The following is a 26166-nucleotide window of genomic DNA, read 5'->3' as shown; positions in this document are numbered from 1 at the left end:
AACTCCCGATTGAATCGGGAGTTTTTTTTATAAAATACTTTTTAGTTGGAACTTGTAGGTTAAGAACACCCCTTTGCGTTCCACTTCCAAAACTATAGTTCTACCCTCTTCAGATTTGAGTAGCTCATTAATCGTTTCTATGGTTAAATTATGGGCATCTCTACCATTAATTTTTACGATACGGTCACCTTTTTGCACTCCGGCCAATTGGGCTACCGATCCTTCCCTAACATTAAAGATTCGGAAAATAGGTTTTAGTTCAAACTTGATTTTGAGGTTGTCTTGTACATGACCTTCATGATAAGTAGTGGTTTTGGCAATATTTACCCTAGTTGAATTATCCTGATAGGTTTGGGTTACCCATTCGAGACCGTCATGTTGTACTTCGAGACCACTCATGTTAAAGTTGAAAGGAGCGTTAATTTTAGAACCGGGTTTAGAATAAATACAACTGCTTGGATAATCAAAAAAAACTGAAAAACGCGACAATACGCCTCCGCCTAAAGAGCCAATACGATCACTAACAAAACTAACACTACTGATAGAAGTTGAATCGGGAAAAGTGCCTATCGGATTTTTGAAAGTTGTATCACCAAAGATAAAACTTTCCATTCTTGCTCTTTGTCCGTAAACATTGCCACTGAAACCTCGACCTAAAAAACATTTAATGGTTTTAGACGGCAAAACCAAGTTAGGTGCTTCACTCAAAAACAACCAAATAGCATCGCTGTTCCCAGTATCTATAAGCATTTTTGACCTTCTGGGGTTTTGCACAGTCACTACAGTAGTGTAGTAGTAAGGTTTGTTGTTTTCTAAACTAACCTCCTCTTTCTTATATTTTTTTAGGATGCGCTTTCTCACTTTACTATTGCTTTCGTGGTAAACTACAACTTTTTTCTTATCGTAATCAATTTCCACCAAATGATCTTTAAAAAAATGATAGCCAATAATGCCATTAACCGGTATGCCCACTTGAGAAGAAAAGTTAAACTCTTGATCGAGTATCAAATAAATCTCGTGATCTTCATCAACAAAACCCGAAACTTCTAGTTTGTTTCTGGAGGATTTAAAGGCCTCAACCGCTTCACTGCTTCCTAAACCTTTCAATCTAATTTTTTCTAATTGGTGCAAACTCACTTCTTCTTTATCATCTAAACTAAACAACACTGTTTCCTCTACACCGGTATCTAACAAAAAAGTCAAAGTTTCACCATTAACCTTAATGGGAATAAAAATCAAATTATTAATCATTTGAAAAGGGATAACCACTTTCTTTTGGTCTTTTTTAAAATGGAAACCCGGCTGACAAAAACAGAAACTAAGGCTGATAAAAAAGAATAGTAATGAATAGAAGAATCGCATTATGTGTGATTTTTGTTAAATTTAATAAAAAACAAAGGCTAAAAAATAATTTTTAACAATTTTTAAGGCGTTTAATGCATTGTTTTCAAACTAAAAAAGTCGCAAATTTGCAGCACTAAATTCAACAACATGCCTAAGATATCTCTGAAAGGTCAGCAAATGCCTGAATCGCCCATCCGAAAGTTGGTTCCGTATTCTGAAATTGCTAAGAAAAAAGGACACAAAGTATACCATCTCAATATTGGTCAACCCGATATCAAAACTCCCGATGTTGCTCTTAATGCGGTAAAAAATGCCGACATTAAAGTATTAGAATACAGCCACTCGGCCGGTTTTGAAAGTTACCGTACCAAATTATCCGCTTACTACAAGTCACACGGCTTACCTATTGATATTGCCGATATCATTATTACAACCGGTGGTTCCGAAGCCTTGTTGTTTGCTATGGGAAGCACTATGGATGCCGGTGATGAAATCATTATTCCGGAACCGTTTTATGCTAACTACAACGGATTTTCAACAGCTTCCGGCGTAAAGGTTGTACCGGTAATTTCTACCATAGACGAAGGCTTTGCCTTACCACCTATTGCTGCTTTTGAAAAATTGATCACCCCAAAAACCAAAGCCATCTTAATTTGTAATCCGGGCAATCCAACCGGTTATTTGTATTCGCAAGAAGAAATCATGCAGTTGGCTGCCATTGTAAAAAAACACGATTTATTCCTGATAGCCGACGAGGTTTATCGCGAGTTCATTTACGACGAAAACGAAAAACACTTTTCGGTAATGAATGTACCCGGCTTAGAAGAACACGCTATCATGATTGATTCGGTTTCTAAAAGATACAGCATGTGCGGCGCTCGAATTGGTTGTATCGTTTCTAAAAATAAAGAAGTCATGGCTACAGCTATGAAATTTGCCCAAGCCCGTTTGAGTCCGCCAACCTACGCTCAAATTGCCAGCGAAGCCGCTTTGGAAACGCCACAAAGTTATTTTGACGATGTAATAGCCGAGTACAAAGACCGTCGTGATACACTAATTGCCGAACTGCAAAAAATTGAAGGGGTAAAAGTGGCTACCCCAAAAGGTGCATTTTACTGTATCGCACAATTGCCGGTAAAAAACGCCGACGATTTTGCCCAGTGGTTATTGGAGTCTTACGACAACAACGGTGAAACTGTAATGGTTGCACCTGCCGCAGGTTTCTATTCTACACCGGGAGTTGGATTAAACGAAGTACGCATTGCTTATGTGCTTAAAAAAGAAGATTTAATCCGCTCGGTAGCTATTTTAAAAGAAGCTTTGAAAGTGTACAATGCTTAACTTTCAATCCTCATTATAAACAAAAACGCCTCAATTAACAGAGGCGTTTTTTGTTTTTAGGAGCACACCTTTGGTCTTTCTTAGACTACTGCTCCCGCCATTCGCGCTACACGGTAGCTCGCTACTGTCGGGGCTAAGTTCACCTTGGGTAGTTTGTTAGAACAGTGCTAACTACAAATGGATCAAATGAAAACCGTATTCCGAAATTACCAACTTATGTGTTTCTCTGTAAATAAGGTACTTATTCACCATTATTAGAGTTTCCGCAGTAGAAGGAAAAATATACTCACAAAATTGTTGGTTGACTTCAAAAAATTGAATCGGATCTTCTATCTTTTCACCACGAAAATAATACTCCACCAATAATGGAGTATCGTATCTTTGAGCTTGCTCAAATACAGTAGACAAAATCATGAGTTAGGTTAGTTTGAATTGGGCATATAAATGTAGAGAATTCTTATAAATAGTAAATGTTAAAACCACTACTCTAAGATGTTAAAAAAAGGAGTTGTTAAACGGTAAAGGCCTAAAAAACCTACAAGAAAAAGCACTTTTTAACAAATTTGATTCCCTGACACCAACTCCAATTGTCTTATCCTATCCTAAAAACCCTATTTTAAATATTGTAACATTGCTATTGCAAAAAAAAAACACCCGCTCATCAGAACGGGTGTTTTTTTGTATTCAGGATTTTGGTTATCGCTTCAAACTAAAGTGTGCTTTAAACTGCTTCATCACACCATTCTCCGGATAATCTACCGTAAACCAGTAATCCGTTGATGGTAACGGCTGTCCGTTATAGGTTCCGTCCCAACCATCACCCGAAGAACTTAGCTGTTTGAGCAACTTACCGTAGCGGTCAAAGATGTAAATCTTTGTCACGATGTCAAAGTTTTGTAAGCCCGTTACATTCCAAGTGTCATGGAATCCATCACCGTTTGGTGTAAAGTAACGTGGGTAATCTATCACTTGTACGTTATCTATCGATACCACACCACAAGAATACCCATCCGGACTTCTAACATCCCATACATAAATCGTATGGCTGCCCAACGATACATTCTCAAACACATTGCTCGCTTGTCTTGGTCCGTCGTCTAAACTATACTCATACACCCCATAACCATCATTGGTTACAGTGATGATTTGGTTTTCTGCAAAGGCATTGGTTACTGTGTAAGTAATGTTTGCCGCTGCTCCCGAACGAACCACTTCAAAAGTAGATGCCGCTGTAATAACAGACACACAGCCTAACAACGGTGGATTTACACTCACGGCCTCTACCGTATAAGTAACACTGTCTGCATTGATATCCGTTACCGCATACGTGGATGAATTAGCTCCTGTAATCAAGTTACCGTCGGCATACCAATTAAAGGTGTAGTTCGGTGCTGTAATACCACTGTCTAAGATTAAGTTGTTGTTCACTATCGTTTGGTTCCAATTCACACATGCAATATTGCTTCCGGTGTTGCTGGTGATTACAGGCTCGGCCAATTGCTCTATCACTACATCAAAAGAATCCAACTGATAACAACCCGTTACCGTATTGGTTACTCTTATCCAATAAGTACCCGTTTGTACTTGATAGGTATCTAAGTTAGTCAACGCATTAGCTGAGTTGCCGGCATCGGCATCGGCCTGACTGTTGAAATAAAACTCTACTAGGTAAGTCGGTGCCGTTTGCCCTGCCCCTAAAATATCATCCACATAACCTGCCAAACTTGGTTGGGCATTGGTCGGGTTTTGGGTGTACAACATCAAGCCGTCGTTTACCCCATCGTAATCACACTCCAACATATCAGCCATTACTATATTGATGGTTGGTTTTGGATTCACCAAAATATTGAACTGACCTACTACGCTGCGACAAGTTGTTACATCATTAGTGATTTGAACATAAATCGTTTGCGGGTTAGTAAGATTCGTATAAGCAGCCGGAGTGTTGATTGGAATGGTCAAAGCTGCATCTTCATAGAATCTTACAGTGTATGTCGGCGGTGTTGGGTTATTGGCCATCAAGGCGGTGATTTGACTCGTTAAGTCAAATACTTCAAATCCGTCATTTACTCCCGATGGATCAGCCTCACAGATTTGGTAGTCGGCTATAGTAGCCACTGTTGGCAACGCATTAACCGTTAACGGTTGTTCCACCAAAACATAACAGTTATTCCCTAAATAATCCACTCGGTTGTTCTCTACTCTTATCCAAACACTTTGCTCATTCGGGTCTACATCTCCTACTAAGGCATTGCTTGGATTGATAATCGGGTTCACCTGGTTAATCGCATCGGCCTGGCTGTTATAATACTCCAATGTTAAGTTAGGGTCGTTGTTCAAGATATATGCCGCATTCACCGTTAAATCAAAGTACTCCAACATATCTCCCGGATTGTTGTAATCACACTGCGCACCTAAACTCGGCGGATTGGTGTTTGGTGTTGGTATCGGCAATACTCTAATGTCTAATGTTGTTACACTGTAACAACCCGCAGCACTCGTTACGCGTACCCCTAAGGTTTGTACCGGAGCCGTAAGGTTAGTATAAGCCGTTGGTGTTCCAATGGCATTGGTTAAGTTTTGCGCATCGGCTAAACTTGGGTAGTAAGTTACAGTATATCCCGATAAGCCTTGGGTTATCATTACATCACGTACTGTTAAATCAAAGGTATGGAAACCATCATTCGGATTGGCATCGTCATCACAAACGCTAAGCGGTGTTGGCGTGGTTAATAATAAAGGTCTGTTGATAATCACGTTGAAAGTACCAATGTTGTAGCAACCGGTATTGTTGTCTTCTACCCTAACCCAAATCGGTTGACCATTATAAGCCAAGAAATTAGTATCAGGAATAATTGGAGATGTTCCTAGGGCAGCCGCAGCCGAAGAGGTGTAATAAGTTACCGTATAATTGCCGGCTGCTAAAGGTTGTTGGGCCAATACATCAGGTGTACGAACCGTTAAATCCACTAGAGTGAAACCATTTTGAGTATTATTGTCTTGGTCACAAACTTCAATATCGTTCAAATTCACAGGAGCAATCGGGCTCGGATTAACTTCTAAAACAATTGGAATAACACTCCAACAACCGGTATTGTTATCCACAGTTCTAACATAAATGGTTTGCAAAAACGGTATTATAGAACAATAGGGCACTGAAGTATCAATAGCAGTATTACCCAATTGTGCATCTTGTAAAGTCTCATGGAAAGTAATGGTATAAGACGTTACCCCGTTCAACATACTCGGTACTAAAGAAGCCAAATCAAAATTGCATGACACGCCATCCTGATTGTCATCGCAAATGGTGTAAGGTTGGGTTGGCGGTATAGGTGTTGGTAGCGGCACTACGCGAATATCCATAGTAGAGATTACATAACAACCTGTAGTGCTGTTGGTAATACGAATACCCAAGGTTTGTACATAAATGTCTTGGTTTTGGTATTGTAAGCTGGTAATCTCATTCGTGTTGTTTTGTGCATCGTTCAAACTCGGATAGAAGCTTACTGTCATACCGGTTTGACCTAATAAAATATCGTCTACTTGGTCGGCCAAATTAAATACTTCAAAACCTACTGCTCCGTTGTAATCACACAAAGTGTATTGCGGATAGTTCGGCTGGGTTGAGTTAGGTAAAGCATTCACAACTAAGTCTAAACTAACCACGTCATAACATCCGGTTGAGTTATTTTCTACACGTACATATAAGGTAGTACTACCCGTTATATAGCCGGTTACATTGGTAATTGCACCGATATCGTTTTGAGCATCACCCAAACTCGTGTGGAAAGACACCGTATGTGTTAATGGGTCGATACTGCCTAAGATTTGCGGTACAGTAGTAGTCAAATCAAAACTCTCAAAACCTACAGCTCCTGTGTAATCACACAACAAATAATCACTAGGAGTAGTTGCTTCCGGTGTTGGATCAACTATCAATTGTAATGGTAAAACTTCATAACATCCGGTGGCAGTAGACTGGACTCTGATATAGATTATTTGTAACCAAGGATTAATATTTTCATAAGCCGTTACATCAGTGATAGGAGTAGCTCCGGTATTGGCATCGGTTACTGTTTCATGGAAAGTGACCAAATATGGTGTACCTCCTGTAACCGCATTGATTACCTGATTCAAATTAAATTCAATAAAACCATCATTACTAAAGTCGCAACCTCTCAACGGTTGAGGAGCCGTTACCACTACATCATTAGTAGCAGGATTAATATTGAAAACAACTGCATTTGAAAAGCAATTTCCGGTAATTTCATGAGCCACAATGGAGTGACTACCGGCTGGTAAATTAAAGAAAACCGGACTCGACTGATAAACACCTCCGTCAATGGCGTACTCGTAATTATTTCCAATAGGACTTGTAACCGTTACAGTATTAGCATTACAGCTCTCAACTATATCAACCACCGGATCTGTTAGTGGAATAACCGTTATTTGAAGAGTAGCACTGGTAGCACACTCTGTCACATTTGGGGTAAAAGTATAGGTTGTGGTGGTGGTATTGTTTAAAGCAGGTGACCAAGTCCCTGTAATTCCGTTGTTGGAAGTTGTTGGTAACGGAGCAATAGTACCACCATTACAAACAGGCGAAACCGCAGTAAAAGTTGGCGTAACACGGGGGGTAACGGTAATCACCAAAGTAGTCGTTGAAGCACATTGTCCAACGGTTGGCGTAAAGGTATAAGTTGTTGTGGCGGTATTATTTAAAGCGGGTGACCAAGTTCCTGAAATTCCGTTGTTGGAAGTAGTTGGCAAAGCCGCTAAAGTTTGACCACTACAAATTGGAGCAACAGGCGTAAAAGTAGGCAATACATTTGGATTCACAGTTACCGTTAAAGTGGTAGAAGTAGCACACTGACTATTTATTGGAGTAAAAGTATAGGTAGTTGTTACTGTATTATTCAAGGCGGGTGTCCATGTTCCCGTAATCCCATTATTTGAGATTGTTGGCAAAGCCGCTAAAGCTTGTCCGCTACAAATTGGTCCTACAGCGGTAAAAGTTGGCAATACATTTGGATTTACTGTGATGGTTAAAGTTGTGGTCGAAGCACATTGCCCTGCATTTGGCGTAAAGGTGTAAGTAGTCGTGGCGGTATTGTTTAGCGCCGGAGACCAAGTTCCTGTAATCCCATTGGTAGAAGTGGTTGGTAAAGCCGATAAGGTTTGCCCACTACAAATAGGCGCTACAGCATTAAAGGTTGGCGTAACTATAGGATTGACTGTTATCGACAAAGTAGCCGTTGTGGCACATTGGTTAACTGTTGGTGTAAAAGTATAAGTGGTCGTAGCTGTATTATTAAGTGCCGGAGACCAAGTTCCGGTAAAACCATTGTTAGAAGTGGTTGGCAAAGCAGCCAATGTTTGTCCGCTACAAATAGGAGCCACCGCTGTGAACGTTGGCAATACATTAGGGTTTACAGTGATGGTTAAAGTTGTAGTCGAAGCACATTGTCCGGCCGTTGGTGTGAAAGTGTAAGTAGTCGTAGCTGTATTGTTTAGCGCAGGCGACCAAGTTCCTGTAATACCATTGGTTGAGGTAGTTGGCAGAGTCGCCAACGTTTGTCCGCTACAAATGGCAGCCACCGGATTAAAAGTAGGAACTACATTCGAATTGATTACAATGGTCATCGAGGCTCTCGAAGCACATTGTTCCGGATTAGGCGTAAACGTATAGGTAGTGGTGGTCGTGTTATTAATAGTAGCCGGAGACCAAGTTCCGGTCTTATTGTTTAATGAAGTTGTAGGCAAAGCCGGTACAGTTTGACCGGCACAATAAGGGCCAAGCTGGGTAAATGTAGGGACAACTGTAGAAGAAGTAAGTGGCGGTGTACACACTCCGTTCCAAGTAATGGTAAACACAACCACTTGTCCCGGTAAAACACCTGTAACAGTATAGTTAGATCCGTTTGATGTAGGGAATGTTCCTGTTACCGGAGTACCACCATCTATGGTATAACTATATGAAAAACTGGTTTGTCCAACATTATTAAAATCAAAAGCTACAGAAGTTGGTGTAGAATTGGCCGTATCACAAAACAAGAAAGGTGTAGCTGTTGGTGCTTGGTTATTAACGGTAACGGTTATAGCCGCTCTTGGGCTTTCGCAACCGCCAAGAGTTTGACTTACATAATAAGTTGTAGTCCCCAAAGTTGTAGTACTTGGAGTTGGAGCTGTAGCAGAGGCCGTTCCGCCGGTAGCATTAGTACCGTACCAATTTAAAACACCACCGGGTGAAGGAGTTGCAGTTAAAGGAATGGCTGCCGTATTTTGGCAATACACCACCGGGGCAACTGTAGGTGCCGGAACGGTTGGTACCGGATTAACTACAAGCGCAATAGGAGTTGAAACACAACCGGACACTAAATCGCGAACGGTTACATTGTAGGTTCCGGGAGCCAAACCGGTAAAAGTTGGACTGGTTTGGTAATTAACGCCATTAACACTGTATTCATAAGTAGCTGTTTGATAGGTATAAGAGCCAATTTCTGTATAATCCTGTGGATCTATAGCTGTCCAATCAGCCGGATTCCATGTCATGCTTGGATGTGGTGCAGTAGCTAATCTTCGATAGGTATATCCGGATTGGTTAAGCGGTGTAAAATCAACGCCGTCAGTTCTACCCCATAAATCAAACTCTGCATCTGCACTGGTAGCTAATCTTACATTATCATTGGTATTAAAACCGGGACAAGCGCTTACCACCAAATTTGGCGTTACTCCTCCTTGGTTAACAGCACTTCCTACTCCGATAACATAAACACTATTGTTGTTTAAGGTACCACTTAAAGCAAAATCACAAAAGTTAGATGGAGTGGCATTGCCGTTGTTGTAAATTTTAAGCTTGTAATTGGCTAAGTTTTTAGGAGTACCGGTACCGTTAAAAATTTCGATGTACGATAGAGCACCACTGCTTTCGTCCGTCACTTCAGATATAAATAAATCCGACGGAATTGGAAGTGGTGAAGGACCAACCGGATTCGTAAAAACTATAGTCCCTGTTGGCACGGCACAAGTAGGTTGTTGGGTTACACTCACTGTAGGTGGCGGACATGGAATAACGCCACATATTTTTGTAGCCGAAGTAAAGCAACCGGTGCCACTTGGTGTAACGGTTAAACTTATTGAGTCACTTGAGGTTATTGGAGTAACTGTAAATGTTGTGGCTGTAATAGTACCTACATTTACCGGTGTAACGCCATTAATACTATAGGATATTGCATAGCTTGTAGCTCCTGCTAAGGCTGTCCAATTGAATACTTGTGAAGTTGGTGTAGCTGTTCCGCAAACAATATTAGGCGCAACAGGGGTATTGATTGTAACGGTTACGCTGGAACTTAAATTACAATTGACTGAAGTGGTAAAAGCAATATCATCTAAGGCAAAATCATTTCCGGAAGCATTCGTATTGGAATTGAACAACTGAATTTGTGCCGAAGTTGCTGCTCCTGAATTCCATACGTATGTATATTGCGTCCACCCACATACCGTTGCTGAAGCATTAGCTGTACCTAACAAGGTACCGTTTATTAAAGCCCTGATCACCGCCGGATTATTGGGAGCTACAGTTTGCAACCAATAGGAAAAAGTATAATTTTGTCCCGGTGATACGGCTACGGTTTGCCCCCAAACCAAGTCGTTTCCGCTATTAAATGTAGATCCGTCAACTACCATCATCAATCCGTTACCGGTGGTATGATCAACACAAGTGGCAGAGAATCCTGTCTCCCAAGTATTGGGATTAATAACTATACCATAGGCCCTTTGGGCTAAAGTAGTATTAGAAGGAGAGTAAAATGTATAATCGGAATCAAATCCTATATTTCCGTTAGAGAAATTACCATTGGCTATCAGGTTTACTGTAGATGTAGCCGTAGATGATACTGTATATGTGGTTGTTTGAGTTGGACTCACTACAGGATTAGCAATGTTGGGTGTGGTCAAACTCGGGTCATTTGGATTAGAAGTCCACGTGTAACCTGAAGCACCGCCACTTGCGGTTAAAGTGGTTGAACTGCCTGAACATATAGCAGTAGCCGGACTAACTGTTAAGCCTGAAGGATTGGTCAAAACAATATTCGTTTGAGAAACAAAGGCTCCGGTATTATCGGTAACCGATACGGTGTAAGTTCCAGCCGGTAATCCCGAGAAAAAACCTGTGGCATTAGTCTGATTGGCTGCACCGGTTAAAACATAATTACCATAAGGTGTAACTCCATTGTTGGCATAAGCCGCTATGGAACCGTTAGATAATCCCTGACAAGTCGGATTAGTAGCAGTATAACTAATTGACAAAGGGACCGGAGGCGCGGTTAGTGAAAAGTCATCTACCGCAAAATCATTACCTGCGAAATCAGTGTTGTTATTATATAATTCGATATTCACACATGCATTGGTAGGCGTAAAAGTATACACCACCTGACGCCATCCGTTAGCCACGACCGGCGCTGTTGCAGAACCGGAAACCAAAGTAATGTTGTTTGCATTATTAAATTGTACACCAATATTGGCTAATGTACCTCCGGGTGTAGTAAAAATGGAACGTATCCAATAAGAAAAAGTATAGGTAACGCCAACGGTTAAACTACAAACACCTCCACCATTGTTACCGGCTTTCCAAAAACGTTGTTGTCCCCCAACACTGGTTCCGTCTATAATCATCATTTGTCCACTTCCGGTGGTATGGTCACCACTTGCAATAAATGATGTTGTATTGACCGGTTGTGGGTTGGTAAATATGGTCCAATTACCAGCCGCTGTAGTACCACTGTAAGGTGTAGTCAGCACTGTGTAATTGGGCAATTGCCCTCCTTGATGTCCGATGTTAAAGCCTAATTCAAAATCTCCGTTATTCAAAAGATTTTGAGAAAAGCCACACACACTTAACAATAAAAATGCAGCCCGTAATATGTTTTTAGAAAAAGTAATGTTCTTCATTTTTTACCCAATTAAAGTAAGTTTTGCCTACAAGTTGAAGTCCCATAAAACCCCAAAAGTATTGATTTTTAATATTGTTATAAAAAAACCTCAAATTAATGAGGCTTAATTTTATTTTTCAATTTTTCTCCGATCTCTTTCGGTTTTTAATAAATTCAATTCCCTACTGGTCTGACCGGCCACAGAAGTGTTTTCTTCGGCTCTCCTGATTAAGTAAGGCATCACATCTCTAACCGGGCCAAATGGTAAATATTTGGCTACATTGTATCCGTGAGCCGCTAAGTTATAGCTTATGTTATCACTCATTCCATACAATTGACCAAACCAAATGCGGTTGTCGTTTTTCAAAACCCCTTTAGCCTCCATCAATTCCATCAATTTGTACGAACTCAACTCGTTGTGTGTTCCGGCAAAAATGGCCATTTTATCCAAATGTTCCATCATATACGCTACGGTCTTGTCATAGTTGATATCGGTGGCTTCTTTACTTTCGCAAATTGGTGTCGGATAGCCTTTTTCTTCAGCGCGTTTGTTTTCCTTTTCCATATAAGCCCCGCGAACCAATTTCATTCCGATGTAAAAACCTTCCGTTTTAGCTTGTTCGTGTAATCGCTTCAAATAATCCAATCGGTCCCAGCGATACAATTGCAAGGTATTGAAAACAATAGCTTTCTCCTTGTTGTATTTTCGCATCATTTCGGTAACCAAATCATCGGCAGCCTCTTGCATCCAACTTTCTTCACCGTCAATTAAAAGTGCTACATCTTTTTCATAAGCAGCTTTACAAACGGTATCAAAGCGTTCCACTACTCTATTCCATTCCTTTTGTTCTTCAACAGTTAAAGGCTGCTTTTCCCCTATTTTTTCATACAAATAAAAACGACCGAAACCGGTTGGCTTGAATACCGCAAAAGGAATAGCAATACGCTCCTTGGCAAACTCAATAGTCTTTAATGTCATTTGCAAAGCGGCATCAAATTGAGCCTCTTCTTCTTTGCCTTCTACCGAATAATCCAGTACCGAAGAAACACCTTTAGTGTACATTTTATCTACTACAGTCAAACAATCGTTTTCGGTAGTTCCGCCACAAAAATGATCGAAAACCGTAGCTCTGATTAAGCCTTCAACCGGTAAATGCGCTTTCAAAGCAAAGTTGGTCACCGCTGTTCCTATTCGAACCAATGGCTCACTGTCTATCATCTTGAATAAAAAATAAGCCCTATCGAGCTCAGTATCGGTTTTGAGGGCAAAAGCCACTTCAGTATTATTGAAAATTTTTTCCATGGTATTGAATTGATGGCACAAATATAAATAGTCTGTAACGATTATATATCAATTTTTACCTTATTTTTGGGGCACAATTCAACAAAAAAATGCAAACCATTCAAGCCAACGGATATCCGGTTTTATTCGGAGAAAACGAATACGAAAGTCTCAATACTTTTATCAAAAAAAATAAGTATTCCAACTTATTTATTTTGGTAGACAATCATACAAATGAATTGTGCTTGTTGCGCTTTTTGTCGTTTCTGGCCACTGATAAAACCATTGAAATCATTGAGATTGAATCGGGCGAATCGGAAAAAAACATCAATACTTGTGTTGAAATTTGGTCTGTTTTGACCGAATTGGGTGCCGACCGTAAAACACTGCTTATTAATATCGGCGGCGGCGTGATTACAGATATAGGCGGATTTATAGCTTCAACCTTTAAAAGAGGGATTGATTTTATCAACATACCAACCACTTTGTTGGCCATGGTAGATGCATCTATTGGTGGTAAAAACGGGGTGGATTTAGGCAATTTGAAAAACCAAATCGGTGTTATTAATGTACCTAAAATGGTGCTGATTGATACTGAGTATTTATCCACTTTACCCAAAAACCAAATGCGCTCCGGGTTAGCGGAAATGCTGAAACACGGCTTGATTTTCGATGCTTCCTATTGGGCACAATTTAAAGATTTGAGCCAACAAGATTTTGCCGATTTTGACACATTAATCCATCGTTCTATAGCCATCAAAAACGAAATCGTGAGTCAAGACCCAACCGAAAACGGGATTCGCAAAGCTTTGAATTTTGGCCACACCTTAGGCCATGCCATAGAAAGTTATTTTTTGGAGAACGACAACAAAACCAGCTTATTACATGGTGAAGCCATAGCCGCAGGAATGATTATGGAAAGCTATATTTCATGGCAAAAAGGGCTGCTAACTGAGTTGGCTTATCAAGAAATCAAACAAACCATAAAAAGTATTTTTGAAACCATTCCTTTTGAAGAAAACGACCTCCAACCCATCTTGGATTTATTGATTCACGACAAAAAAAGCGAGTACGGCAAAATTCAATTTGCTCTACTTGACGGAATCGGGAAGATTAAAACAAACCAAGAAGCTGATAATGAATTGATTATAAAGTCTTTTGCCGATTATAAAAACTAATATTTTTTTCATAAAAATTGTTGTATTTCGAAAATATTATTTTTTACATTTGCCCTAATGAAAAAATGTGTGAACACCAACAACAACAGTATTTACAGCCAAGAAATTACAAACTGTTTCTTAGCCGATACTTCCGCTTTTTTAAAACAAAAAAGTGATCCCAGCACATTACATTCCGCCATTACCTTTTTGTTCCAGGAAAAATTACCCATTATTTACGCTAATATTAGAGTTTGAATGACAGATTACTTTGTTTTGAAAAATAAATTAATCTAAAATTCTGTATCCTCAATGAACACTAAATATTACGACTTAATTAACCAAACTTTCTATTTCCCGCAAGAAGAATTTACTTTAAACAAAGACACCCTTCAGTTCCATAACATCGATTTAATGAAATTGGTTGAACAATACGGTACGCCGTTGAAGTTTACTTATCTTCCTGCCATTTCCAATAACATCAACAAAGCCAAAGGTTGGTTTAGAAAAGGCATGGAAAAAATTGGTTACGAAGGCAAATACTATTACTGCTATTGCACTAAAAGCTCTCATTTTAAATTCATTATGAATGAAGCTTTTAAAAACAATATTCACATTGAAACTTCCTCTGCTTATGACATCAACATTGTTGAGAAATTAATGGAAGAAGGCAAAATCAATAAAAATACTTACGTAGTTTGCAATGGTTTCAAACGCGATGAGTATGTATCCAATATTGCCCGTTTGATTAACGGAGGTCACAACAAAACCATTCCGGTAATCGACAATTACGAAGAATTGGATTTGCTGCAAGAACAAATCAAAGGTAAGTTTAAAATCGGTATCCGAATTGCCGCAGAGGAAGAACCAAAATTCGAGTTCTATACTTCACGATTAGGGATTGGTTACAAAGACATCGTGCCATTTTACAGAAAACAAATCCAAGAGAATAAGCAAGTGGAACTGAAAATGTTACACTTCTTTATCAATACCGGTATTCGCGACACTGCTTACTACTGGAACGAGTTATTGAAATGTATGAAAGTGTACATTGCCTTAAAAAGAGAATGTCCAACACTCGACAGTTTGAACATTGGCGGCGGTTTCCCAATCAAGAATTCATTGGCCTTCGAATACGACTACCAATACATGATTGATGAAATCTTAAACCAAATCAAGATTGCTTGTGACGAAGCAGAAGTGGATGTCCCGCATATTTTTACCGAATTCGGTTCGTTTACCGTAGGTGAATCAGGCGGTGCCATTTACCAAGTATTGTATCAAAAGAAACAAAACGATCGTGAAAACTGGAACATGATTGATTCTTCTTTCATCACAACATTACCTGATACTTGGGCGATAAACAAACGCTTTGTAATGTTAGCCGTAAACCGTTGGAACGACACTTACGAAAGGGTTTTATTAGGCGGTATGACTTGTGACAGTGACGATTATTACAACTCAGAGCAACACATGAACGCAGTTTATTTGCCAAAATACAACAAAGAAAAACCTTTGTACATAGGCTTTTTTAATACCGGTGCTTATCAAGAAACCATTGGTGGTTTTGGTGGATTACACCACTGCTTGATACCGCAACCCAAACACATTTTAATCGACAGAGATGAAAACGGTATCTTAGCTACCGAGGTGTTTTCGGAACAACAAAGTTCTGAAGATGTATTGAAAATATTGGGTTACGAAAAATAACAGCAACAAAAAACATCCGTTTTTATTTATAATAATTTTTAAAAAAGAGTTTGATGGTTTAGAAAAAAAAGTTTTTCTTTGAACCATCAACTACAAACAACAAATCACAATGAGTAAAGGACCTATCAGTCAGTTCATAGAAAAAAACTACCTTCACTTCAACGCTGCAGCTTTAGTTGATGCTGCCAAAGGCTACGAAGAACACCTGCTTGACAACGGAAAAATGATGATCACTTTAGCCGGTGCAATGAGTACCGCCGAATTGGGAAAATCATTGGCCGAAATGATTCGTCAAGACAAAGTACACATCATTTCTTGTACCGGTGCTAACTTAGAAGAAGACATCATGAATTTGGTAGCGCACAATTCTTATAAAAGAGTACCAAACTACCGCGACTTATCGCCACAAGAAGAATGGGATTTGTTGGAAAACCACTATAACCGTGTAACCGATACTTGTATCCCTGAAGAAGAAGCTTTCCGCAGATTACAATCACACTTATACGACATTTGGAACAATGCCGATTCAAAAGGTGAACGCTACTTTCCGCACGAATTTATGTACCAAATGATCAATTCAGGTGTATTGAAACAATACTACGAAATTGACCCAAAAGATTCTTGGATGGTAGCAGCTGCCGAGAAAAACCTACCTATTGTAGTTCCGGGTTGGGAAGACAGTACTATGGGTAACATCTTTGCTTCCTATTGTATCAAAGGAACTTTTAAACCAACAACCATGAAAAGCGGTATCGAATACATGATGTGGTTGGCCGATTGGTACACCAATAATTGCAGTGGAAAAGGTGTTGGATTCTTCCAAATTGGCGGTGGTATCGCGGGCGACTTCCCTATTTGTGTAGTACCAATGTTGTACCAAGACATGGAAATGCACGATGTCCCTTTTTGGAGCTATTTCTGCCAAATTTCAGATTCAACCACAAGTTACGGTTCCTATTCAGGAGCTGTCCCTAATGAGAAAATCACTTGGGGCAAACTTGACATACATACCCCCAAATTTATTATTGAATCGGATGCAACCATAGTTGCACCATTAATTTTTGCTTACTTACTGGATTTATAAAAAATTTTTTTATGAGAAGAATTATTGTAGACTATGCTAAACTCACCGGAGACATCCTTAATTTATTAGTGGAAAAATTCCCTGAAGGTTATGACGATACCGACATCATTCGTTTTAGAAATGCTCAAAACGAATTGGTAGAAGCGGTTGAAGTTCGAACCGAAGACACTATCTACCTAGTGAAAGTGAGTACCAAGTTAGCTAGTCGTATGGAGAAATTTGATGAAGAAGAAGACATCGACGCAGTAGTAGAACCTATCGAGCCTATTAAAGGTTTGGATTTAGATGACGACGATTTGCCTTCAGATGATGACGATGTGGAAATTGATCCGCTTAAAGACAAAGGTGGTTCTGACGACGACGACGATGATGATGATGAGGAAGATTTTGCCGATTCAGACAACTTTGACGACGACGATGAAGAATAAACAATAAGTACGAAGTTTGAAGTGCGATTTACAAAGTAAAACTCCCAATTTCTAATTGAATTTGGGAGTTTTTGTTTTACAACAGCACACTTCGTACTTACAAATATCTTTCCTCAAAAACTCGCTGATGGTGATTTTGATGGCCAATGATGGTAAAACCCAAAGCCCTAACCGACATGGGTTTGTTAGAAGCCATGCCTTTGCGAAGCAGCTCTTCTTCATTGAACGATTTGAATAATGCAAGCGACGCTTGTCTAACCACCAACAACTCAGTCAACAAATCCTGGATACTTCTGCTGTTGGCTCGGGCCACATCAACATAATCATTTTCCTCAAAACCGGGCAATTCCGTTTTGTCATTTCGGGCAAAACGCAAGGCGCGATAAGCAAAAATGCGTTCGGCATCAATCAAATGTTGCAAGATGTCTTTAATGGTCCATTTCCCTTCGGCGTATCGATAATCAAATTTGTCCATGGGTATTTCCCTAACAAATTTCACCAAGCGATGTACCGCAATTTCCAATTCTTCCAACAAGGTGTATTCTTCGGTTACGGTATTGATATAAGTACCGTAAAATGCCGCATATTCATCGGCGTTCAATTGTGATTTTTTCATAATGGTTTAAGCTGAATTCCGACTCGCATTGGTATTACCAAACAAAGAACGAGTCACTAATTTTTCATAAATACTGATTAATTTTTCGTTGATTTCCGGTTGTTTTCTCAAATGATTGATTTGTGTTGAAGCGTATTGTTGAATAGTCAGTAACGGCAATACTATTTGCTCACGCATAACTATTGAAGCTTTACCGTCAGGATAATTTTGCATGAGTTCGGTGTGACCGGCTATTTTTAACAACAAGCGCTTGGTTTCCAGAAACTCATCGTAGATGATTTGCCAAAAAGAGCCAAACTCAACATCGTCTTTCATATAAGCTGTTAGCGGAAAATAACTTTTGGCCAACGACATCATACTGTTTTCCAACAAGGTTCTGAAAAAAAGCGAATTGTGATACAAGTTTTGCACTTCGTCCCAGCGATTGGCCACTTCAAAATGCTTCAAGGCAGTACCAACACCAAAAAAACCGGGAACGTTTTGTTTTAGTTGGCTCCATGAACCTACAAAAGGAATGGCACGCAAATCGTCAAAATCCAATTTTTCATCAGCATTGCGTTTGGACGGTCGACTTCCAATATTGGTTTTCGCATAATATTTCAAGGTACTCATCTGCTCCAAGTATGGAATGAACTTAGGGTGATTTTTGAAATCAATGTATTTTTCGTAGCCTAACTGCGCTAGGGTATCAATAATCCCTTTTTCCTCATCGGACAAATTATTTTCATCATCGTTAAATAGCTGATTGGCAACACCGGCACTCAAAAGGTTTTCTAAATTATACCGACAAGAATCTACCGTACCGAAATTAGAACTGATGGTTTGTCCTTGTACGGTGAGTTGGATTTCCTGGTTTTCTATGGTTGAACCCAATGAGGCATAAAACTTATGGGTTTTACCGCCACCACGAGCCGGCGGACCACCGCGCCCATCAAAGAAAATAACCTTTATACCATAGTCGCGCGAAATTTTGGTAATCATTTCTTTGGCTTTAAAAATACTCCAATTGGCCATTAAATATCCGCCGTCTTTAGTACCGTCTGAAAAACCGAGCATTACGGTTTGCTTGTCTTTTCGTTGATTTAAATGTTGGCGATAAACCTTATTTTGATACAATTGCTCCATAATTGTGTGAGCGTTTTGCAAGTCGTCGACCGATTCGAATAAAGGCACTATATCCACTGTTGGATTTTCCCAACCCATCAAACGGAACATGGCAAAGGTTTCGATGACATTTAGAGCACTCTCATTATTACTGATGATATAGCGGTTACAACCCTTTTCACCATTCTCAACTTGAATTTCTCGCATCAACTTTATGGCTTCCAATGTGGAACGGGTCACTTCGTTTTCAAAAAAATGTTGCGACAAATCGAATTTCAAATGAGCTATAACTTCAATTTTTTTGCTTTCAGACAATTCCTCAAAATGCTCAGGAAAATAAACCTCTTTTTCTCTTTTTAAGATAGCGGTAATATCAGCAAACACTTTGCTGTGGATTTTACTGTTCTGACGAATATCAAGCGAAGCAAAATGGAATCCGAATTGGGTTATCTTTTGCAACAACATATTGATATCGTCTACATAAAGCGACTGGTGCTTTTCGATGATGATATTTTTCACAATGGCCAATTCATTTTTCAATTCCTCCAATGTGATAAAAATTTCGCCTTGAGAGTAAAACACCGAACGATACAACTTGTACTCCAAACTGGCGATGATAGTATCTACTTCGTTAAAGGTCAGTTTGCGTTTCAAATTTCGGATGTCAACATAATAACATTTCATGATGGCTGTACGCAATCTTTTGGCCACTTTCTCGGTGATTTCAGGAGTTACAAACGGATTTCCGTCTCTGTCGCCACCAGGCCAAAAACCCAAATTCACGATAGGATTTTCAATCAAATTACCTTCGAATATATTCTTTTGAAGGTATTGCATCATCTCGCCTATGGTATGGTAAAATACATTTTCCAAATACCAAATCAAGCTTACCGCTTCATCAAAGGGCGTTGGCTTTTCTTTTTTGATGAAAGGCGTTTTCCCCAACTGCGCCAGGAGTTGCTTGATTTTAATCAAATCGTTTACCCGAACGGCTTCGGTTAAATCGGTAATAATTCCCAACACCGAACCCGGATAGAACTGAGTAGGATGTGCGGTCAATACTGTTCTTACGTTGAAACTTTCTAAAAAAGCTTTCAATTCCTTGCGTTTGTCTTTGGCTTCGGTTTTCTCTTTAATGTCGCGCAAAGAACCACGGCCTTCCATATTATTCACTATAGGAAAGGCGGCATCTTCAATAGCATCAAACAAAACTATCTGTCGTTCAACATACTGTATAAAACGAAACATCAAATCAATTTTCTCAGATTCAGTAGCCTTGTCTAAGTATTTTTCGGCAAAGAAATCAACAATCTGCTTGGGCGACCAATGGTGTTTGAACCCGTTGTCACACACTTCAGAGAATAACGGCAACAAAACACCGGTATTGTCGATAGCATCAAACGGCAAAGTGATAAATACACTATTATAAATATGGTATTTAGACAATACATTTTGATTGAAACGCTCAATTTTTGGCAAGGTGTACATAGCGCAATAATTTTGGCTTAAATTAATAAAAAAACCCCAAGCTTTCACTTGAGGTTTTAAATATATTTTGAGCAAAGACTAATCTAACTCTTGGAAGATAGTATGCATCAAACGTTTTTTGTCGTTGATACTTTCTTCTAATGAAATCATGGTTTCAGTTCTGTAAACTCCTTCAATATCATCGATCATGAAGATAACATCTTTAGCGTGCTTGGTGTCTTTAGCTCTGATTTTACAGAAAATATTAAACTTACCGGTAGTAACGTGAGCCACCGTTACGTATGGGATTTCGTTGATTCTTTCCAAAACGAATTTGGTTTGAGAAGTATTGTTCAAAAACACCCCAACATAAGCGATAAAAGAATATCCTAATTTTTCATAGTCTAATGACAATGATGAACCCATAATGATTCCGGAATCTTCCATCTTTTTTACTCTTACGTGAACCGTACCGGCAGAAATTAATAATTTTTTGGCGATATCCGTAAAAGGAATTCTGGTGTTGTCTATCAACATATCCAAGATTTGGTGGTCTACTTCATCTAAACGAAACTTACTCATAAAACTTATCTATTGGTTTATTAAAAATAACGCCACAAAAAAAATACATTTTTTCTAATAAAAAAAGTCAATTGCTAATTATTTATCAAACCATTAACAATTTTGATGTTTTTTCCCAAAGAAAAATTAGCTTTTTGCTCAATATTCGGAAATCCACTTTCATTGTCCTGATACCTTTCGCCTTGTGCGTCTAACGTAAAATGACCGAAATAATTATCTAAATTATCAATTTGAGCAACACGAGCTTCGAAATCTATTTTACTTTGATTCAGTACCTCTTTGTATTGTGCTGCAAAATTGATAATTTTTTCGTTACCATCATAATTTATCTTGACATTTTTATAAACAAAATCATAAAAAACCACTTTATTTTGCGGAATTTTTAAATAATCATCGATTTTGTTGCTAACTACATCGTTTTCGTTCAAATAGTTGATTCCCGACAATAATGCCATAAAAATAAACTTCCGGGTTTGTTCCCTTTCATAATCGTTTTGAAAATGACCGGCTTCGAACAAAATAGTCGGCACATTCAGACTCTGAAAAGTATCACCTATACAATTGAGATTAAAACCATCATCAAATCGCCCAACCTGATTGGGAATTACTTTTTGCAAGCAAGCATTCATAGCTACTATGACATCGATGGCTTTAATTCGCGTTTCATTCATATCGCGATTCTCATTAAAAGCCGGTGCCAAAAAGGAAACCGTTGCGGGATGTCCGCTCTCGCCTGCCCCAAAAATGGTTCGTTGATCGTGTAAATTGTAAGCATAATGAGGCTGAAAGGTTTCAAATACTTGCCGCAATACCACACTCTCCGGTTGGGTTAAATTTTGGGCATCCCGATTTAAGTCGACACCACTCGCATTTTCCCGAGTGTACGCTTCCGCCCCGTCAGGGTTGACCATAGGCAACAAGCAAAAAGTAAAAGATGAAAGTATAGTCTTGCTTTCCTCGGTATCGGAATGCAGAAAATTGATAAAATCAAATAAAGCTTTGGTCGTTGTACTTTCGTTACCGTGCATTTGCGACCACATAAAAATTTTGGTCTTACCCGAACCCAATGTCAATTGGTGAATGGGTTTTCCTAAAACCGACCGACCGACAACGGTAGTTTTGTATTGGTTCAACAAGGGTTCTATGTGAGTAAGCGTAAGGTATCTCCCATGAATACTTTGTACTTTATATTGTTGGTGTAATGCTGAAAAATCCATAGCACAAATTTAGCTAAAAAGAGCTTGCTTAGCCCATCAATACAAAAAAACCTCCGACGCCGAAACATCGAAGGTTTACTAACCAAATTATATAAAACCTTTATTCTCTCAACAAGAACACACTGCTCACACCGGCTTCATCTCGAGAAGCTATAGGAGCCGCATTTACATTTGCTGTAGGCAAATCAAAAGTCAATACTTTACCGCCGCCAAACAAACGTTCTGCTACATAAATCTTTTTAGCTGCACTATCATAAGCCACATCCAACGGGTTACCCAACATGGTAGCTGAACCGTAGATACGAAGTTGATTGGCTGTAGCGATAGTTCCCATATTAGAAGTATTGGCTAAAACTGTGGTGAAATTTTTAATTACGATTACACCGCCATCAGTATCAGAAGTGGCACTTCCTACATCGGTTAACACCATAGTATCCGTTTTTTTAGCATAGGTAATGCCGTGAGTTCTTACCAAACCTTCAATGCTTACTCTTTTGGTCGGCATGATGGCTCCGTTAGCATTGGCGAAAAAATTATTGAAGACTACAACATCAGAAGTTAAATCGGCTACCGCATACATCGTATTACCGTCTAAATGAATGCCCCAAACCTTAAAATCAACAGTATAAGTATTGAGCAACATAAAACCTGAGTCCGTTTTTTGGTACACCAATAGTTTGTTTGTATTACTGTTGGCAGCGTTTTGATCTTGGGTTACGACAACTTTATCGCCGTAAACTGCAATTTCGCGGGCATTATTAAAATCGGAAGTACTGGCAAATGCTAGGGGCAAACTGGTGGCGTTGTTCATTATAGCGGTAGTAACACCGTCATACAATTCAATTTTATTATTAGAGCGCGAAGCCAAAATAAACTCATCGCTATCGCTGAAATAATAGGCTCCATCTGCATCGGCAGAAGCTACTGTAAAGGAATATGTCATAGGTGAAGCCATAGACAAATCGGTTACAGAAACTTTCCCGGAAGTGTTGCTGGTAGTGAATAATTTTAATTGTCGGTTTGAATCATTGTCATCGTTTGAACACGAAATCAGTAAACCGGACAATAAGGCTGCGGTTAAGAATGTTTTTCTCATTTTAAATAGATTTTTTGATTATGTTCTATTTACGAGAAAAAAATAAGACTGGTTTTAAAACGAGAGTTGTTTTTCCGGATAACGGCCTTGAACGCCTTTAAAATGGGCTAAAATTATTTTGATATCTTCTTCATAATTTCCTGTTGTAGTAAAAGGAGTTCCTATTCTTACTTCTTTTTTTCCGTAATCAAAAGCCACAGGAATAATAGGAACACCTGCTTTATGAGCAATATAATAAAACCCGGTTCGGAGTTGGTCTACTTTTTTTCGAGTGCCTTCGGGTGCGATGGCCATACGAAACACTTCTCTGGAGTTGAAGACATCTACGGTAGCATCTACATTATTTTTACCACCGCTGCGGTCCAATGGAGCGCCACCGATACTTCTGAAATAATAGCCAAAAGGAAAAGCAAATAGTTCTTTTTTGCCTACGAAATTCATTTCTAAATTGATAATGCCACGACAAAACAAACCGATAAAGAAATCGAAATTGCAAGTGTGCGGCATGACCATCAGTACACATTTTTTAACCTCGGGTGAAATAGTACCGATGAGTTTCCACCCCATAATTTTGAAAAAAATAAATTCGTAAAGCCTTTTTCTCATGTGGAATATTTTGCGTAAATTTAGTATTTATCTCTTACTTTTGGTCAAAATCTTTTGGGATGTTACGCAAACTGTTCAGCTACTTTATACCAATCAATATTTACAAGAAAAAATCCTCTATCAGCGAGACGATTGAAGTGACTTGGAACAATGGCGAATTGGTTATCGACAGTAAAAACACCAATTACTCTTATGGTAGTTTGCAACGCATATTGCGCAAAGGCTTAAAATATATTGGATTTGAAAGAATCAAAAAGTTTGACAATGTTTTATTACTGGGTGTAGCCGGTGGCAGCGTGATTAAAACGTTAGTAGATGAAATCAAATTCAAAGGAAAAATTACCGGTGTGGAAATTGATCCGGCAATGATTGAAGTAGCCAACACCTATTTCAAGCTGAATGAAATTCCGAATTTGAACATTGTTATTGACGATGCTTTTGAGTTTGTTTTAAAAACCAAAGAAACCTATGATTTAATCATTATTGATGTTTTCCAAGACACGACGATGCCGAACTTTTTGTTTGAAGACTTTTTTATCAATCGCGTGAACTTTTTATTGCGAAAAGACGGTTTTATTTTATTCAACACTATGGTCATTAACGATGGAAATCGCGAGCGCAATTTGAAGTATAAAAATAAGTTTAACAGTAACTATTCTCTGCGAATGTACCCAAAAGTGGAAACCCATAACGAACTATTTACCATAAAAAAATTACACTGATGGGCTTTATCAAAAAACTTTTAATCGGTAAAGTTTCTCAAAACTTTAAACCCAAATACAATCCGATTCAACGGAGAATTCTCAACATCAAAGCCATTTGGAACAACGACCATCAGGACGACAACGGTATTGAAAAAATTTTCCGCTTGTTTCTTTCGATTTCCCAATTGCTTTTTCCGGGCATCTATGTAAAAACCATTGCTTCTAAAATCGGATACGCCTACAAAGATTTGGCGATGGACATTTACATTTTGCTGAAAGTGGCTTTTCCTTTAGTTATTTTAATCAATGGTTGGCTAAACTATACTATTTTGATTTGGCTATTGGTTTACCTCATTTTAGAGACCATTTTATACATTCCGACGCTGATTTTTGCTTCCGATTTATTTTCGCGTCCGAGGTCTTATAAACGCTCAATGCTGTTGTTGTTTTTCAATTATCTGGAAGTTATTATAGCGTTCGGCGTGTTTTACAGTTTGGGTCAAAACACTAACATTCCTTTCTCCCATTGGTCGGACGCCTTGTATTTTAGCTTGATGACCTCTAACACTATTGGATATGGCGATTATTATCCGATAACCACTTTTGGGAAGTTCTTGGCTTCGGTACAAGCTATGTTCTTTTTGTCGTTTGTGATTTTGTTCTTGAATTTCTTTTCAACCAAAGTCAAATCCAAAGGTTATTTTGACATCGATAACGAAGACCTTTAAAGCATTTTACGTGCTTTTTCCAAATCTTCCGGCGTATCAATACCGATGCCTACATGAGTTGTTTCGACCATTTTGATGCGTTTGCCAAACTCCAAATAACGCAATTGCTCCAGTTTTTCTGAAGCTTCTAAGGATTTCATTGGCAAATGGTAAAACGCCATCAAGGCTTCTTTGCGGAAAGCATAAATCCCAACGTGTTTCATATAACGAACACCAACATTGGTTTCTCTCGGATACGGAATCACCGAACGTGAAAAGTACAACGCAAAACCATTTTGATCCGTTACCACTTTTACATTGTTAGGATTGTTGATTTCTTCGGTGTCGGTAATTTCAAACATCAGCGAAGCCAAGTCGATTTTCTTATCGAAATCATTTCGGAACACTTCAATTACTTTGGCTAACGGTACCGCGTTGATAAACGGTTCATCGCCTTGCACGTTCACCACGATGTCTACTTCTAAATTCTCTACTGCTTCAGCAATACGGTCGCTGCCACTTTCGTGCTCTTTGACACTCATAATGGCTTTTCCGCCGTGGTTGAGGATTTCGTCGTAAATCAAAATCGAATCGGTTACCACAAACACATCGTCAAATAAACCGGTGTTAACGGCAGCTTCATAGGTACGAAGAATAACGGTTTTGCCTCCCAAGTCCTGCATCAATTTGGCAGGAAAACGAGTAGAAGCATAACGGGCTGGGATAACGGCGATGGTTTTCATTTTGAAAGGCGCTAAGGTTCTGAGGTGCTAAGGTACTGAGATTTTTTT

At 39.0% G+C, this 26166-nt stretch carries 18 protein-coding genes; 7 read left to right on the top strand and 11 right to left on the bottom strand.

The window, feature by feature from the left end; all coding sequences use genetic code 11:
* Positions 1–27: 27 nt before the first annotated feature.
* Entirely contained in the window at positions 28–1362 is a 1335-nt protein-coding gene (locus ACJG85_RS08025; protein WP_412476091.1) for an aspartyl protease family protein, read from the bottom strand.
* Positions 1363–1491: 129 nt separating this feature from the next.
* Between ACJG85_RS08025 and ACJG85_RS08020 the strand changes: the two genes are divergently transcribed.
* Positions 1492–2685, top strand: a complete 1194-nt coding sequence (locus ACJG85_RS08020; protein ID WP_409679530.1) for a pyridoxal phosphate-dependent aminotransferase — start codon at positions 1492–1494, stop codon at positions 2683–2685.
* Between the two features lie 171 nt (positions 2686–2856).
* Here ACJG85_RS08020 and ACJG85_RS08015 read toward each other — a convergent pair whose 3' ends face one another.
* The 3 genes from ACJG85_RS08015 to ACJG85_RS08005 form a co-directional block, all read right to left on the bottom strand.
* Positions 2857–3099: a hypothetical protein gene (locus ACJG85_RS08015; RefSeq protein ID WP_409679533.1), complete on the bottom strand. Its 243-nt coding sequence runs from the start codon at positions 3097–3099 to the stop codon at positions 2857–2859.
* A gap of 282 nt (positions 3100–3381) precedes the next feature.
* On the bottom strand, positions 3382–11634 hold the full coding sequence (locus ACJG85_RS08010) for a T9SS type B sorting domain-containing protein (RefSeq protein ID WP_412476090.1): 8253 nt from the start codon (positions 11632–11634) through the stop codon (positions 3382–3384).
* Positions 11635–11745: 111 nt separating this feature from the next.
* On the bottom strand, positions 11746–12918 hold the full coding sequence (locus ACJG85_RS08005; protein ID WP_409680978.1) for a proline dehydrogenase family protein: 1173 nt from the start codon (positions 12916–12918) through the stop codon (positions 11746–11748).
* 89 nt (positions 12919–13007) lie between these two features.
* Between ACJG85_RS08005 and aroB the strand changes: the two genes are divergently transcribed.
* The 4 genes from aroB to ACJG85_RS07985 all read left to right on the top strand — a co-directional run bounded on the left by aroB (position 13008) and on the right by ACJG85_RS07985 (position 17276).
* A complete protein-coding gene (aroB, locus tag ACJG85_RS08000; protein WP_412476089.1) occupies positions 13008–14075 on the top strand; it encodes a 3-dehydroquinate synthase in 1068 nt (355 codons plus the stop codon).
* 291 nt (positions 14076–14366) lie between these two features.
* A complete protein-coding gene (locus tag ACJG85_RS07995) occupies positions 14367–15764 on the top strand; it encodes an arginine decarboxylase (protein ID WP_409680984.1) in 1398 nt (465 codons plus the stop codon).
* 109 nt (positions 15765–15873) lie between these two features.
* A complete protein-coding gene (locus tag ACJG85_RS07990; protein WP_409680986.1) occupies positions 15874–16848 on the top strand; it encodes a deoxyhypusine synthase family protein in 975 nt (324 codons plus the stop codon).
* An 11-nt stretch (positions 16849–16859) separates the two neighbouring features.
* Complete coding sequence (locus ACJG85_RS07985; RefSeq protein WP_409680989.1) at positions 16860–17276, top strand: DNA primase; 417 nt, start codon at positions 16860–16862, stop codon at positions 17274–17276.
* A gap of 97 nt (positions 17277–17373) precedes the next feature.
* Here the strand turns inward: ACJG85_RS07985 and ACJG85_RS07980 are convergent, their stop codons facing one another.
* From ACJG85_RS07980 to ACJG85_RS07955, 6 genes are all read right to left on the bottom strand, one after another.
* Positions 17374–17892, bottom strand: a complete 519-nt coding sequence (locus ACJG85_RS07980; RefSeq protein WP_409680992.1) for a DinB family protein — start codon at positions 17890–17892, stop codon at positions 17374–17376.
* Positions 17893–17898: 6 nt separating this feature from the next.
* A complete protein-coding gene (locus ACJG85_RS07975) occupies positions 17899–20484 on the bottom strand; it encodes a phosphoenolpyruvate carboxylase (RefSeq protein ID WP_412476088.1) in 2586 nt (861 codons plus the stop codon).
* Positions 20485–20562: 78 nt separating this feature from the next.
* The gene (locus tag ACJG85_RS07970) at positions 20563–21045 is read right to left on the bottom strand and encodes an Lrp/AsnC family transcriptional regulator (protein ID WP_121313528.1); all 483 of its coding nucleotides are present in this window, start codon (positions 21043–21045) and stop codon (positions 20563–20565) included.
* 74 nt (positions 21046–21119) lie between these two features.
* Positions 21120–22262, bottom strand: coding sequence for a M14 family metallopeptidase (locus ACJG85_RS07965; protein ID WP_409680997.1), 1143 nt, complete (start codon positions 22260–22262; stop codon positions 21120–21122).
* Positions 22263–22362: 100 nt separating this feature from the next.
* Positions 22363–23358 carry a hypothetical protein gene (locus ACJG85_RS07960; protein WP_412476087.1) on the bottom strand — a complete coding sequence of 332 codons (996 nt, stop codon included), beginning with the start codon at positions 23356–23358 and terminating at the stop codon, positions 22363–22365.
* A gap of 54 nt (positions 23359–23412) precedes the next feature.
* Complete coding sequence (locus tag ACJG85_RS07955) at positions 23413–23964, bottom strand: 1-acyl-sn-glycerol-3-phosphate acyltransferase (RefSeq protein WP_409681003.1); 552 nt, start codon at positions 23962–23964, stop codon at positions 23413–23415.
* Between the two features lie 59 nt (positions 23965–24023).
* On the opposite strand from ACJG85_RS07955, the gene ACJG85_RS07950 reads away from it, so the two are divergent.
* Together ACJG85_RS07950 and ACJG85_RS07945 are read left to right on the top strand one after the other, a co-directional pair.
* Entirely contained in the window at positions 24024–24686 is a 663-nt protein-coding gene (locus ACJG85_RS07950) for a spermidine synthase (RefSeq protein ID WP_409681006.1), read from the top strand.
* The gene (locus tag ACJG85_RS07945; protein ID WP_412463789.1) at positions 24686–25396 is read left to right on the top strand and encodes a potassium channel family protein; all 711 of its coding nucleotides are present in this window, start codon (positions 24686–24688) and stop codon (positions 25394–25396) included. Before ACJG85_RS07950 ends, ACJG85_RS07945 begins: the two co-directional genes overlap by 1 nt.
* Here ACJG85_RS07945 and kdsB read toward each other — a convergent pair.
* Complete coding sequence (gene kdsB / locus ACJG85_RS07940; protein WP_412463788.1) at positions 25393–26118, bottom strand: 3-deoxy-manno-octulosonate cytidylyltransferase; 726 nt, start codon at positions 26116–26118, stop codon at positions 25393–25395. The genes ACJG85_RS07945 and kdsB overlap by 4 nt on opposite strands.
* Between the last annotated feature and the right edge of the window lie 48 nt (positions 26119–26166).

The organism is Flavobacterium mekongense (genome assembly GCF_047038255.1).
In the GTDB taxonomy this organism is placed as follows: domain Bacteria; phylum Bacteroidota; class Bacteroidia; order Flavobacteriales; family Flavobacteriaceae; genus Flavobacterium; species Flavobacterium mekongense.
Note: the sequence above shows the minus strand (reverse complement) of the source record. Positions and strands in the feature narration are given on the sequence as shown.

Excerpts from the sequence above, each read along its gene's own strand:
- ACJG85_RS07945 (WP_412463789.1), top strand. The coding sequence starts at position 24,686 with ATGGGCTTTATCAAAAAACTTTTAATCGGTAAAGTTTCTCAAAACTTT.
- ACJG85_RS08015 (WP_409679533.1), bottom strand. The coding sequence starts at position 3,099 with ATGATTTTGTCTACTGTATTTGAGCAAGCTCAAAGATACGATACTCCA.
- ACJG85_RS08020 (WP_409679530.1), top strand. The coding sequence starts at position 1,492 with ATGCCTAAGATATCTCTGAAAGGTCAGCAAATGCCTGAATCGCCCATC.
- ACJG85_RS07965 (WP_409680997.1), bottom strand. The coding sequence starts at position 22,262 with ATGGATTTTTCAGCATTACACCAACAATATAAAGTACAAAGTATTCAT.
- ACJG85_RS08010 (WP_412476090.1), bottom strand. The coding sequence starts at position 11,634 with ATGAAGAACATTACTTTTTCTAAAAACATATTACGGGCTGCATTTTTA.
- kdsB (WP_412463788.1), bottom strand. The coding sequence starts at position 26,118 with ATGAAAACCATCGCCGTTATCCCAGCCCGTTATGCTTCTACTCGTTTT.
- ACJG85_RS07955 (WP_409681003.1), bottom strand. The coding sequence starts at position 23,964 with ATGAGAAAAAGGCTTTACGAATTTATTTTTTTCAAAATTATGGGGTGG.
- ACJG85_RS07950 (WP_409681006.1), top strand. The coding sequence starts at position 24,024 with ATGTTACGCAAACTGTTCAGCTACTTTATACCAATCAATATTTACAAG.
- ACJG85_RS07990 (WP_409680986.1), top strand. The coding sequence starts at position 15,874 with ATGAGTAAAGGACCTATCAGTCAGTTCATAGAAAAAAACTACCTTCAC.
- ACJG85_RS07970 (WP_121313528.1), bottom strand. The coding sequence starts at position 21,045 with ATGAGTAAGTTTCGTTTAGATGAAGTAGACCACCAAATCTTGGATATG.
- ACJG85_RS07975 (WP_412476088.1), bottom strand. The coding sequence starts at position 20,484 with ATGTACACCTTGCCAAAAATTGAGCGTTTCAATCAAAATGTATTGTCT.
- ACJG85_RS08025 (WP_412476091.1), bottom strand. The coding sequence starts at position 1,362 with ATGCGATTCTTCTATTCATTACTATTCTTTTTTATCAGCCTTAGTTTC.
- ACJG85_RS07960 (WP_412476087.1), bottom strand. The coding sequence starts at position 23,358 with ATGAGAAAAACATTCTTAACCGCAGCCTTATTGTCCGGTTTACTGATT.
- ACJG85_RS08005 (WP_409680978.1), bottom strand. The coding sequence starts at position 12,918 with ATGGAAAAAATTTTCAATAATACTGAAGTGGCTTTTGCCCTCAAAACC.
- ACJG85_RS07980 (WP_409680992.1), bottom strand. The coding sequence starts at position 17,892 with ATGAAAAAATCACAATTGAACGCCGATGAATATGCGGCATTTTACGGT.
- aroB (WP_412476089.1), top strand. The coding sequence starts at position 13,008 with ATGCAAACCATTCAAGCCAACGGATATCCGGTTTTATTCGGAGAAAAC.
- ACJG85_RS07985 (WP_409680989.1), top strand. The coding sequence starts at position 16,860 with ATGAGAAGAATTATTGTAGACTATGCTAAACTCACCGGAGACATCCTT.
- ACJG85_RS07995 (WP_409680984.1), top strand. The coding sequence starts at position 14,367 with ATGAACACTAAATATTACGACTTAATTAACCAAACTTTCTATTTCCCG.